At 60.2% G+C, this 12,398-nt stretch carries 7 protein-coding genes and 1 pseudogene; 6 read left to right on the top strand and 2 right to left on the bottom strand.

The window, feature by feature from the left end; genetic code table 11:
* Positions 1-54: 54 nt before the first annotated feature.
* A pseudogene (locus tag O3656_RS07515) lies at positions 55-474 on the bottom strand (hypothetical protein); the annotation flags it as partial.
* Between the two features lie 382 nt (positions 475-856).
* Here O3656_RS07515 and O3656_RS07510 point away from each other — a divergent pair.
* Positions 857-1,549 (top strand): hypothetical protein, encoded by a 693-nt coding sequence (locus tag O3656_RS07510; RefSeq protein ID WP_048675616.1) that lies wholly within the window; start codon positions 857-859, stop codon positions 1,547-1,549.
* Here O3656_RS07510 and O3656_RS07505 read toward each other — a convergent pair.
* Positions 1,474-1,998: an FGGY family carbohydrate kinase gene (locus tag O3656_RS07505; RefSeq protein WP_500063343.1), complete on the bottom strand. Its 525-nt coding sequence runs from the start codon at positions 1,996-1,998 to the stop codon at positions 1,474-1,476. The genes O3656_RS07510 and O3656_RS07505 overlap by 76 nt on opposite strands.
* 710 nt (positions 1,999-2,708) lie before the next feature.
* Here O3656_RS07505 and O3656_RS07500 point away from each other — a divergent pair.
* The 5 genes from O3656_RS07500 to pglX all read left to right on the top strand — a co-directional run bounded on the left by O3656_RS07500 (position 2,709) and on the right by pglX (position 12,393).
* The gene (locus tag O3656_RS07500) at positions 2,709-3,596 is read left to right on the top strand and encodes a hypothetical protein (protein WP_152691184.1); all 888 of its coding nucleotides are present in this window, start codon (positions 2,709-2,711) and stop codon (positions 3,594-3,596) included.
* 151 nt (positions 3,597-3,747) lie between these two features.
* Positions 3,748-4,368, top strand: a complete 621-nt coding sequence (locus O3656_RS07495; protein ID WP_500063342.1) for a BrxA family protein — start codon at positions 3,748-3,750, stop codon at positions 4,366-4,368.
* A gap of 115 nt (positions 4,369-4,483) precedes the next feature.
* Positions 4,484-5,131 carry a BREX protein BrxB domain-containing protein gene (locus O3656_RS07490; RefSeq protein WP_500063341.1) on the top strand — a complete coding sequence of 216 codons (648 nt, stop codon included), beginning with the start codon at positions 4,484-4,486 and terminating at the stop codon, positions 5,129-5,131.
* 18 nt (positions 5,132-5,149) lie between these two features.
* Positions 5,150-8,659: a BREX system P-loop protein BrxC gene (brxC, locus tag O3656_RS07485; RefSeq protein WP_500063340.1), complete on the top strand. Its 3,510-nt coding sequence runs from the start codon at positions 5,150-5,152 to the stop codon at positions 8,657-8,659.
* 11 nt (positions 8,660-8,670) lie between these two features.
* Positions 8,671-12,393, top strand: a complete 3,723-nt coding sequence (gene pglX, locus O3656_RS07480) for a BREX-1 system adenine-specific DNA-methyltransferase PglX (RefSeq protein ID WP_048675632.1) — start codon at positions 8,671-8,673, stop codon at positions 12,391-12,393.
* Positions 12,394-12,398: the final 5 nt, after the last annotated feature.

Below are 12,398 nucleotides of genomic sequence, written 5' to 3'. Positions count from 1 at the left end.
CCAATTGGCAAGGATCATCGGGGTGGCGTAGGTCCTCATCTGTGTAGCGGTGGTTTAGTGGCCTTGTTTTTCTTCCCAGGTGTCGGTGTTTGAGACGAGGAGGTGGTTGAGGGGGAAGGGGCCTGTTGTTTCCGTGGTGGTGACCAGGCCGTTGATGGTTTGGGTTTCCCCGGTGAAGGGGTTGGTGGCCGTACCCGACCAGGTGGTGGTCAGTGTGATGGTGCGGGTGGCCTCGGGGTAGGGGCTGTCGAAGCGTGAGCGCCACCCGTTGGGCGGCGTGTAGTAGTGGCGGATCAGCCGGGGGTCCTTGTTGGGGTCCATGCCCTTCTCGAAGGCCATCCCTTGGTAGGCGGTGATGGTGTTCGGTGTGCCATCGCCCCAGTCCCATTCGTAGTTGGTGGCTTTTAGGGTGATGGTGATGTCGTGTCCGAGCAGGTTGATGACGTGAGTCTGGGTCGGGTTCGTGACCGACACGAAATACTAAGAATGCTGCGCAACCATCACGCACATCCTCCCACCCGCATTCCCAGAACCGCACGTATGTGCATGCCCGGCACCGGCCTCGTCGGAGAGGTGGGCACGAGAGCGCTCCCGGAACGTCAGGGACCGACGATGCTGAGTTTCAGCCTTCCAAATGGCCGCGCTGTACCGGCTCCGTGCGGTATGGTTATCGAAAAATGAAGCGGTGTTGCTCGGCGATGCATGGGGAACAACGAGGCATGGGGAACCCGGTCGCGTGGCTACCCAATCGGGTGGTTGATCTCCGGCGTCGGAATCAACGCGCATAGAGGCACCGCTGAAATGGATGTGGCTTTCGAGGTAGAGGGTCCTTCCGTGGAGACACAAGGAGAAAAGCATGGAAGCCATCGATGAGTTGATCGACGCTGCGCAGACCTTCTACGACGATGCGCGCAGGGATAAGAATGGGCGCTCGCGCTCGTGGGAGCATTGCTATCGCGTGTTTCGAGATGCGCGGACCGACCCCTCCCCGGACTGCGACTATTTGAGCCTGCACCTCGCCTTCTACCTGGCGAGCTGGGGAATGTATCGGGGCTCGTCCTTCCTGCTGCAGAAGGACTACAAGGTGCTTGTGCCCATCGTCGAAAAGATCCTCAAGCCCGAATACGACTGCCTGTTTGGGGTCGCTTGCGTGGGTCTGCGGGAGCCTGAGGTTCAGGAGAGGTACACGAACGTGTACGACGACATCGCCGAGCATTTCTGGCCGATACGTAACGAGGTCGCAGGGCGTGAGGTTCCGACTCCTGTGTCGCCGGTCCTCATTACGAAGATCCTCATGGGAACGCTCGGGTGCGTGCCCGCGTACGACAGGTTCTTTCAGGATGGGGCGAAGTATCTAGGACTAGAACACAACAGTTATAAAGAGAAATCCCTCCTCGAACTCGCGGATATCTACGAGGCCCACAACGACCGCCTCGAGGAAGCGCGGCGAGGAATGCGGGTCGGCGACCTCATCTATCCGCAGATGAAGCTGCTCGACATGGGCTTTTGGCAGCTTGGGTTCGAAAGGGACGCTGCGGGCGCCAAGTGACCCGTGACTGAACTTCTGGTGGGGTCGGCGACGCCAAGGGAGTCCGCGGCGGCCTGCGAGCTCACGGGGCGTCCGGTGAGCATCCAGGCGATGTACCTGTGAACATCCATCACCTTGTAGGCGTCAGCGAAGACCTCGGGTTCGTGTTCCTTGACCCAGGCCATCTTGTAGATGGCGGGGGTGACGCCGGCCGGCTTTCCGGAGAGCTCGTGGATGTGCTCGCTGCCGTAGCGGCGAATCTGTTCCGTGGCTCGGCCATCGAGCCACAGGATGCCGTTGCGCAGCGGTCGGCCCTCTTTGTCGAAGGGGGCGAAGGACTCGCGCTGGTGGGTGATGCCGATTGCTGCGATGCGGCCGCGGTCCGTCGGCGAGGGCTTGGAGAGCACCTCCCCGATGGTTGCGCGGCTGGTTTCCCACCAGTGGATCGGGTTGTGCTCGTACTGGTCCATTGCGGGGGTGGCAGCTGGATGTTCTGCTTCGCCGTGTGCCAGATGTTTCCCTCTGCGTCGACGACGATCGCCTTTGTGGACGTCGTCGACGAGTCGATTGCGACGACGAGGGGACCGTCTGCCAGATACTTGTTCTCGGTCATGATGCTTTTGCCTCACCTTTGAATGACAATTGCTGATCTCGCGCACGCGGATAGGCCATTCTTTCTACGGCGCGATGAATGCAGAGACTACTCCGGGTGATAGTGAGGAACAATCAACCTGTCACATGCGCATGAGGGGGGTGCGAGGCCTCAATGTCGCGGTGAGTGCGGCGTGTGGGCTTCATTAAAAATTCGCTAAAAATGGCGGTTTATCAGCGTGTTTGTGGTGCGGCGCTTCGTCTGCTGTCGCCTGCATGGCCGGTGAGCATGCATACGTTGTGTCAAGATGAGGCGGATTCAAGATGCACATAGGTGCGATTGGGGCTCCAACCGCAAATTGTTGGAGATGGCGATGGTGGGGCAAAGGTGCACACATGTTGGCCGATGCGTGTGGTGGGCGATCGTCAGGCGGACGGGTCCGTGCGGGGTATGTGTTGCTCAGGGGGTTATGACCTGCGGGTACAAGTAGAATACTTGACGCTTTAATATAAACCCTACAATAACTGGTACAATCCACTTGACAGTGATGTTCATTTGTTCTCGAGCTCAATGGTGAGAGGAGAGGTTATGTCCTGGTTTCCAGAACTGGTTGTGGGTACTTTGAGTGGTGTGATTTCTGGTCTTGTACTCCAGAAGATTGCCCCTGCTGACTCCGGTATTGCGTTGTCTTCTGATGAATCACTTTCGATGGTTAATCAGCAGATAGTGAATGTAGGTGACGGTGCGGTCACGATTGTCGGGGATAGGAACTACACGCATATCGGTGACGACAATTCGGTATATGTGACCGTGTCGCCGCAAAGAGTCTCTAATGAGCAAACTGATAATGGTGATGCTGTATCAGTACTCATGGGTACGTTTATTGCGTTGGTCGTAGTTTCCGTCTTGTTGGTGAAGAATTACGAACTCATTCTGGGTATTTTGATCGGTCTATCGTCTGCGCTATTGGTGCTTTCGTTAATCATGTTTGTACTAGCTGTCCGTGCGCAATTTGTGTCGTCGTCCCTGAAGTCTGCGCTCCTCATGAGTGTTTTGGGCGTTGTGAATGCGGGGGTCAGCTACTGGTCGTGTTATTGGTTATCGACAGTGAAGTCGGGGCTGTCGATGCCGGATTTGGCGCGGATGCTGGCCCAGTCGTCGGGCGGTGTGAAGCGCCTGCCTGTTGGGGAAATGTTCGAAATTCTCTGGGATGAGGGTGCATTCCCGTACGTAGTGACTGTGTTTATTGCGATGCTCGTGAGCGTTGTTCTCTGCTTCTTTGCTTTCGGCATGCTGCTTCGTGAGTACTGTGAACGATCCCTGGCTCTGCGAGAGCGAGATGGTATTGCAAAGTGGATGTCTGATCATTTGCCGGTACCGGGGAAGTTGGTTACATGTATTGCGGTCGTTCTAGCCTGCGTTCCCTTTGCCGTCATCATGTTTTATTGCCACACTCAGCAGCCGTTGCTCACATGAGGGACTGCTAGGTGATGGCGTCGTTGGTTCAGTAGGATCGCGAGTTGTCCCCGCGCGGCTGTCCGCGTGGGGACAACCGTGTGCGATGATAGTGGGGTTCTTGGCGGGGATACCGCCGCGTTTTATGAGGTAGACCGTGAGAGGTGGCGTCGTGTCGGATCGCAGACTGGCCTCGACTATCACGGTGGGCGGTGCGACGAACGCGGGAACGTTTGAGGCGGCCGAGCTGATGGCCGCCGGCATGAGCGCGCGTGAGGCGAGCGACGTCCTGTTTGAGCAGAACCTGGTGGTCGCGGGCTCGGAGTCGACACGGCGACGCTTGGCGAGCGCGACGACGAAGCACCTGTCGTTCCTGGAGGATGACGCTCTCCGATTTGTCGCCAGCCGCGAGTATGGATGGGAGCTTGTCATGTGGCTGGCTCTCGTGACGGAGTCCTACGTGTTTGCGGCCTGCGCGCGTGAGGTTGCCTGGCCACGCCTGGTCGTCGATGAGGCTCCGTTAACAGCGTCGGACATTGACGAGTTCGTGGAGCGCCAGCGCAGGGTAGATCCTGCGATGTCGACGCTGACGGTGAAGAGTGGTCAGAAGGTGCGATCCGTATTTCTGCGTTGCATGCGCGACGTGGGTTTCATCGACGAGGCCGGGGTTGCTTTGCCGATCGTGGTTCCCGTGGGGGTTGCCCGCTTGGTGAACGCGGCTCCTCAGCCGTGGGGCTGGCCGATGCGGGAGTCGTTCCCGGTCGCGCAGTTCCAGTTTGATGTCCTTGGCTGACAGTTATTCGGGAAATTGTGACGTAGGAGCCATGATTAGGCTCGAATTGTGGGCGGCCTGCGGTACGGTATGAGAAGCCCGGTTTGGGGTGCTGCGCGAGAGGAAGGTACGGTCGGTGTCGAAGCGTGGAGCGTATCTGGATTCGCTCAGGGAGACCTTTGATTGCGCCTTCCGGGTGCTCACGTCGGAGCGCTTCAAGAAGATGGAGGGCTTGGGCAACGAGGTCCCTTTCTTCGTCCTGCGCTATAAGCCGGAGTGGGAGCCGACTGTCGATGAGGAGCTGCCGCGGCTGCGTCGCCGCCTGCGCGAGGAGCGCTACCGTCTGGCCGATGTCGACGTGTTTGCGCTCGCGGTGGACATGTGGAAGGCATCGCCGTTCTTCGATCAGATGTTGGCGATGGAAAAGACGTTGCCTCCGGTGACTTTCCGGGATGCGTTGAGCAAGGTAATCGACGTCGAGGGTTTGCTCGCGCCCGCCATTAAGGAGGCCGTGGACGAGGCCGGGGGAGAGGACAGTATTGATGCCGTCCTGCTCTCGGGGGTACACCACCTGTTTCCGCTCGTGCGCACGCATTTGCTGTTGAATTGCCTGCAACCCCTGTTGGGGCGTGTGCCGCTGGTTGTGATCTTCCCGGGGTCGTACCACCAGTCGCCGTCCACTCATTCGGCGCTCGTCCTCTTCGATCAAATCTCCCAGGACAACTACTACCGGGCTTTTGATTTGGTGGACTTCTCACTTACTCTAGAACCGTCGGCGAACTGAAAGACAAAGGTGTGACGCATGGACATGAAGGGTCTGTATGCGAAGGATATTTTCCGGTCGATCGACGGTGTTATCAAGGCTGATGACGTCTCGAAGGTCGCCTCCGAGGTCGACGAGTACGTCATGACCAGCGAGATCCGCAGTGGCCTCTCGCGGATTGTCGATGCGTGGAACCAGGTTGATGCTCCGTCGAACGGCGTGTGGATCGCGGGTTTCTTTGGTTCGGGTAAGTCGCACCTGTTAAAGATGCTGTCCTACCTGCTCGGTGAGCAGGCGGGCAGTAAGCCGGTGACCCGCGAAGATGTCGAACGTGCCTTCGAACAGAAGGTCGCAGGCGACGAGACACTTAACGCGGACCTCAAGAGGAGCCTGCATACGCCCACGCGCGCTGTGCTCTTCAATATCGATGCGAAGGATGACAAGTCGACGCGCGAGCGCGGATCGGCAATGATCGAGGTCTTCTACAAGGTCTACTTTGAGGCGCGTGGCCTGTACTCGAAGGATCTGGGAGTTGGCGCGCTCGAACGTGACCTGGAGGATCGGGGAGAGCTGGCGCGTTTCCGCGAGGCCTACCAGGAGGAAGCTGGGCACACCTGGGAGGTTGGTCGCGTCAACACCGTATTCTCGGAGGCGCTTGTCTCGAAGGCGCTGGCCCGCCTTGGGCACCAGGTGGATCAGCCCTTCCGCAGCTATCGGGAGCAGCTCAACCTGTCGGCCGAGGCCTTCGCGCAGGACGTGGCTTCGTGGCTGGATCGTCAGGGTCCTCACCAGCGGATCGCCTTCTTCGTCGACGAGGTCGGCCAGTTCATCGGCGACGACTCGCAGCTGATGCTGAACCTGCAGACCATCACGGAGCAGCTGGCGACGCATTGCCCTGGTCGCGCCTGGGTCTTTGTGACCTCGCAGGAGGAACTGAGCGGTATTACGGCGCAGATGAACGAGCGCCGCAGCACTGACTTCTCCAAGATTCAGGGGCGCTTCGCGATCAAGGTGAGCCTGTCGACGGAGGAGGTCACGGACGTGATCGCTCGCCGACTGCTGACGAAGAGCGAGCAGGGGACGGAAGAGCTGGACACGTTGTGGCAGCGTCTGGGTGCGGGCTTCCCGTCGATGTTCCGTTTCCCGGAGGGGACGAAGAAGTACGACAACTACCTGACGAGGGATAGCTTCGTCGCCAAGTACCCGTTCGTGGACTACCAGTTCGAGATGTTCACGCAGGCGATGAGAGGCCTGTCGGATAACGACCTGTTCACGGGCCGTCACTCGTCGGTGGGTGCGCGTTCGCTGCTGGGTGTGTGCCAGCAGATCGCGCAGGAGCTGACGGATGACGAACTGGGTACGGTTGCGTCTTTCGATCGCTTCTACGACGGCATCGCGGCGATGCTGAAGTCCGACGTGAAGGACAACATCGGGCGCGCCGCACAAGATTCGCGCACGAGTGACCCCTTCACGATGAGCGTGCTGAAGGTTCTCCTGCTCGTTCGCTACGTGGATTCCTTCCAGGCGTATCCGCGCAATATTGCGGTCCTGCTGCGCCGATCCCTGGATCAAGATGCGACTGATCTGGAGACGCGCGTCAAGCGTGCGCTTCACATCCTGGCGGATCAGGTGTACGTGCAGCGTCAGGCGGACGGTACCTACGCGTACATGACGAACGAAGAAAAGGAAGTTCGCCGCGAGATTAGCCAGATCGTCGTGGAGCCGCGGGAGGTGACGGATCTGCTGCGCACGGATATCCGTAGGCATGTCGGCACCTCCGCGACGAGCTTCGTGTATCCCGGAACAAACCGGCGCATGGGCGTGTCCCTGTTCGTTGACGGGCGCCGCGAACAGGCTGAGCCGCTGGTAATCTCGGTGTCCACGCCGCAGTCCTCCCTGGACGAGGCGAGTATTCGTAACGAGAGTGCCTATCGCCATGACACCCTTTCGTTGGGGCTGGATATCAGCTCCGAGATCCTCGAGGATGTGCGAGTCTTCTGCCAGACGGAGGAGTACGTGAAGCGCCAGGCAGGTGCCGCATCGGGCCTGCGTAAGCGCATCATCATGACGCATAAGGAAGACAACGAGCAGCGTCGTCGAGTGATTGGCGAGGCCGTGAAGGATGCGCTTATGCGGGCGTCATTGTTTGTTGCCGGTGAGGAAGTGAAGACGGGGACGGCGAAGACGCCGGAGGACATGATTGAGCTAGGTTTGACTCGCCTGGCCCAGCAGGTCTATCCCCGTATCGAGGAGGCGAAGCCACTAGCGAACCTCAAGGACGGGCAGATCGCATCCTTCCTGCGCGATCAGGAAGACGCGACGCTGGACGTCGATCCGGGCGTGGATATCGCGCAGCGTCTGGCGAGCGAGTGCGCCCAGTGGGTGGAGCAGGCTCGTGTGCTCAACGGCCAAAACGTATTCGTGAAGAACGCGATCGAGTATTACGGCCAGGCCCCCTTCGGCTGGGACAAGAACGCGGTCCTGGCCATCGTGGCGACAGCCCTTCGACTGGAGCTGCTCGAGGCCCTCGAGAACGACAGGCCTCTCGCTCGCACGGAGCTGGAGGGTGCCCTGCGCGACGTGAACCGTCAGGGGCGCGTGCTGCTGCAGAAAAAGAAGCACCTGGATCGTGCAGCGCTCGCGGATTTCCAGCGTTTTGTCGGCCAGTTTGTCCCCGGTGAGTCCCCGCAGGATGGTCCCTCGCGCGTTCGTGCGGTTGAGGTCAAGGCAGCCGAATGGGTAAGGCTTCTCAAGGAGTATAAGTCCGAGAGGTATAGCTTCGACGACGAGGTCGCCGAAGCCCTCGACCTGCTGACGCCGCTCACTACAACGCAGCACACCGAAGAGGAGATGCTCGCCCCACAGATCCGCGGCGGATTCGACGATCTGATCGAGATCGTCGACGACTTCCTCATGCCCTACCGAGAATTCGTGGAGGAGCATGAACAGGAGCTTCGCGACGCGTTGGCGGAGGCTGATAGCCTGTCGGTCTTTGAGCTCACGGGGGACGGCAAGCAGGCGATCGAAGACCTCTGGAAGCTCGCGGAGGACCGCAGGCTGTACATGCGCACGCAGGAGATCGCGCAGCAGGTTCGGCGTATCGAAGCGGCGCGTCGCGCGCTGGTGCAGGCGCAGCGCGACAAGGTACTGCGACGCATCGATGAGGCCGTGGCGGGTATTCGCGGATCCGCTGAGTTCAAGGCCGCCTCGGAGGTTGCTCAGCGGCGGGTTGATGCGGTGATGGAGCGGCTCTGTGCTGCGGTGAATTCGGTGTCGAAGCTGGGCCATGCGGAGGAAATCGGCCGCCAGCTCGATCAGCGTGTGGACGAGCTCTACGCCGCATTGATCGCGTCGGCGACTCCTGCGGAGCGACCGGACGCAGACGAGGCGACAGAGCCTGCCACGAGGCCGACGATTGTGCGCCTGGCGGATGTGCTGCCGAAGACGACCGGCCTCCTGTCGACGCCGGATCAGGTCAACGAGTACGTCGAGCGCGTTCGTGAGCAGATGCTTGCGGCCGTGAATGACGGCAAGCAGCTGCGCCCCTGAAGGAGTAGGCAATGAACACCTCAGCGTTGGAGTCTCTGGCGTCCGCCTCGCGCGAGCGCCTCATCGAGATGTCTGTGGCGGCGATCGAGCGCAAGATGGCCGATCCGCTTCTGAGCGACGCCGACCGTGCGCGCCTGACCCAGGCTGTCGACAAGCATGCTGAGGCCGGTGGTAACCGGGTGCTGGGTGCCGCGAAGGTGGTCGCCTACTCGTGGTTCAACCGCCTGACGGCCCTGCGCTACATGGATGCGATGGGGATCTCGGGCGACTACGGAGTCGTCACCCCAGCCGAGGGATCGGGGACGGGTGTACCCGAGTGCGTGCAGCGCGCTCGTGGGGGCGACTTCGATCGCCACATCGGAGAGGACGCGCGAGCGCGGGCAGCGCAGCTGCTCTTCGATAATCAGGACCTTGATGCATACGTCCTGTTGCTCCGCGAATACTTCACCTCCTGGCACCGGGTCATGCCGGGCGTATTTCCCGAGGCGGACGACTGGACGAACCTGGTTCCACCGACGGACCTGCTGTCGGCTGGTGAGTCTGTGCGTGCCGATATCGTGGCGGCGATCGGCCCCAACGATTCTGGAGACATGGACGTTGAGGTCATTGGCTGGCTCTATCAGTTTTACATCGCCGCTCGTAAGCAGGAAATCAACGACGCAGGTGTCAAGATTGACAAGGACACGTTGGCTCCCGTCACACAGCTCTTTACCCCGCACTGGGTGGTGCGCTACCTGGTGGAGAATACGCTGGGGGCGCAGTGGCTGCGTGCTCACCCGGACTCGGCGCTCCGGGAGCGTTTTGAGTATCTGGTGACCCCTGCCGAGGGCCAGGAGGACCAGGGTTTGGCGATCGCCAACCCCGAGGACTTCCGCGTCATCGACCCGGCCTGCGGTTCTGGACACATGCTCACCTATGCCTTCGACGTCCTGTGGGACATGTACATCGAGGCCGGATACCCGACCAGACAGATCGCTCGCCTGATCCTGGAGAAGAACCTGCACGGTGCGGACGTGGATGGGCGCGCGGTGCAGCTTGCCTCCTTCGCCCTGACGATGAAGGCCGTCGAGCATAATCTTGGTTTCTTGGGGCGCATCGAGCGCCAGAGTCAGCGGGATGGCGAGACCTCGTGGCGCGGGCCCAGGATTGTTCACGTCGAGTCCGTGAAACTCGATGAGCTGAGCCCCGCAGAAATCGCGGATGCCTCCGGAGATGGAGTATCCCTCGGCATGTCCCAGCTGATTGAACAGTTCCACCATGCCGACACCTACGGATCGCTCATCCGCGTGCCGGAGGGCACCTCCGCCCTGTTCCGCGAGATTGCGCGCCGGATCGACGCCGGGGAGAGGCAGCAGTTGCTGGGCGGTGCGGACAGTGAGGAGTGGCTGCGCGCCGCCGACATGTGCGAGATCCTCGAGGATGGCCGCTACACGACCCTGATCGCAAACCCGCCGTATTTGGGCAGACAGAATTTTGGAAAAGCTCTGAAACAATTTATGGGCAAGTTCTACTCTGTTGCCAAAGATGATTTGTACTCGGGATTTATGCTTCGGGCTCGTTATCTCACCACGCATCGTGCATCGTGGGGAATGATTGTGCTGCCCGGATGGATGTCCCTGTCATCATTCGAGAAATTTAGGATAGATCTTCTTGACCATCAGAGCCTCGAAACGATGGTTCACTTTGGGCGTGGTCTGTTCGGATCGGACTTCGGTTCAGTTGGATTCACATTCTGTAATTATGCTGCTCCGGACGATCATGTAGCGGTGTTTCGTCGTCTCTTTGAGCGGCATGTTGAGGTTCGCTCCATTGAGGCTATCCGGCAGCTATTCTTGAATATGGACTATGGGCGCTATGAGACGAAACAGAATATCTTCGATCTTATTCCTGGAAGACCAATTGTCTACTGGGCTAGTCGCCAGATGCTTAACGCTTTTGAAGAGGGCATCCCGTTGGGAGAGGTGGCGCCCGCGAAACAGGGACTCGCAACAGCTGACAATGAGCGGTTCCTGCGTCAGTGGTTCGAGGTAAGCGCTGATCGTTCCTACATGCAGGCACGTGATCGTGCGGATGCTCAAGCCAGCGGTGCCCGCTGGTTCCCGCACAACAAGGGCGGCGAGTATCGCAAGTGGTGGGGCAACCAGGATTATGTCGTCAATTGGGAAGATGACGGTCGCGAGGTTCAGTCACTCGTTGATCCAAAGACTGGAAAGCAGCGTTCGCGCCCCCAGAACATCGATTGCTACTTCCGTCCCTGTGTTTCATGGTCAACTGTGGCGAGCGGCGACGTTTCGTTTAGGTTCTTCGACTCGCCATCGTTGTTCGGGCACAAGGGATCCGCTGTATTTTCCGGGGGATTTTGTGACCTTCTTAAGTATCTTGCATTCTTGAACAGTGCAGTGGTGGGGACTCTAGCCGAGTATATTGCCCCGACCGTTATGCTCGAAGTTGGTCAAGTGAAGACCCTCCCCTGGATCGAGCCCGAATCCTTCGATTCAGTGGGTGTCGAGCGGTTGATCGAGATTTCCCGTGCCGACTGGGATGCCGGCGAAACCTCGTGGGACTTCGCCCGTCCTCCCTACCTGCGCGGTGGGCACTCGCTGCTCCAGGACGCCTTCGATGACTGGTACCGCCGCAGCTGCGAGACCGCGGAGGAAGCGCAGCGCCTGGAGACGGAGAACAACCGCTATTGGGCCGACGTCTACGGCCTCGCGGGCGAGGTGGAGATCGATGTCCCACTCTCGCGAGTCTCCCTCACCTACAATCCGCGGTTCGCCTTCGCTCCCACGAAGGGTGCACCCGAGCGCAGCGAGGAGGAATACCGCTGGCTGCACTACCAGCGCAGCGCGCGCGAGCTCATCTCCTGGGCCATCGGCGTCACAATGGGCCGCTACAGTGTTGACATGCCGGGGCTCGTACTGGCCGATCAAGCCTCGTCGCTTGACGACTTCCGCGCCCGCGTCGCCGAGCCTCGCCTCCAACCCGACGACGACGGCATCATCCCCGTTACCGGCGGCTCCTTCGACGACGATGCCTCGCGCCGTGTCAAGGCTGTGCTGCGCGTGGTCTTCGGTGCCGCCGACCTCGGCGACAACGTCGAGTTCCTCACCCGCTGCCTGGCTGTCAAGCCCGTCAGCGCCACCGCGGAGTTCGTTCCTCCGGTGATCCCGGCCGACCCCGAGCAGGCCCTCGAGGACTACATGGCGAAGTCCTTCGCCGCCGACCACCAGAAGGACTTCAGCGGACGCCCCGTGTACTGGTCCCTCGAGTCTCCAAAGGGCACGTTCCGGGCGCTGATCTACCTGCACCGCTACACGCCCGACACAGTCGGCCAGGTGCTCACCAAGTACGCGGCTCCCTTCGTCGATCGACTCAAGGCCGAATCGGAGGCTGTCGGGCGTGAGCGTGACGCCGTGATGGGCGACGATAGGAAGGCTGATCGCGAGCGCGCCCGTATCGACAAAAGGCGTGCGGAGATCGACGCGACGATCGCGGAGGTTCAGGGATTCATCGACTCGGTCCTGCAGCCTCTCGCTCAGCGCCGCATCCACTTGGACTTGGACGACGGCGTGCGCATCAACCGCCTCAAACTCGCTTACGGCTGGCGCTCGGATCTGGCTGACCTGCCCCAGCCCGCGATCGGCGCCGCCACGCCGGACGTCAAGAGGGGAATCGCGTCCGACCTAAAGTGGGTTCGCGGAGAAATCAAGAAGAACAACGTGTGGTGGTCGTGACAGTG

The organism is Pauljensenia sp. 27098_8_83 (assembly GCF_041432695.1).
GTDB lineage: Bacteria > Actinomycetota > Actinomycetes > Actinomycetales > Actinomycetaceae > Pauljensenia.
Note: the sequence above shows the minus strand (reverse complement) of the source record. Positions and strands in the feature narration are given on the sequence as shown.

Coding starts and splice junctions, on each gene's coding strand:
- O3656_RS07505 (WP_500063343.1), bottom strand. CDS start 1,998: ATGGACCAGTACGAGCACAACCCGATCCACTGGTGGGAAACCAGCCGC.
- O3656_RS07510 (WP_048675616.1), top strand. CDS start 857: ATGGAAGCCATCGATGAGTTGATCGACGCTGCGCAGACCTTCTACGAC.
- pglX (WP_048675632.1), top strand. CDS start 8,671: ATGAACACCTCAGCGTTGGAGTCTCTGGCGTCCGCCTCGCGCGAGCGC.
- brxC (WP_500063340.1), top strand. CDS start 5,150: ATGGACATGAAGGGTCTGTATGCGAAGGATATTTTCCGGTCGATCGAC.
- O3656_RS07500 (WP_152691184.1), top strand. CDS start 2,709: ATGTCCTGGTTTCCAGAACTGGTTGTGGGTACTTTGAGTGGTGTGATT.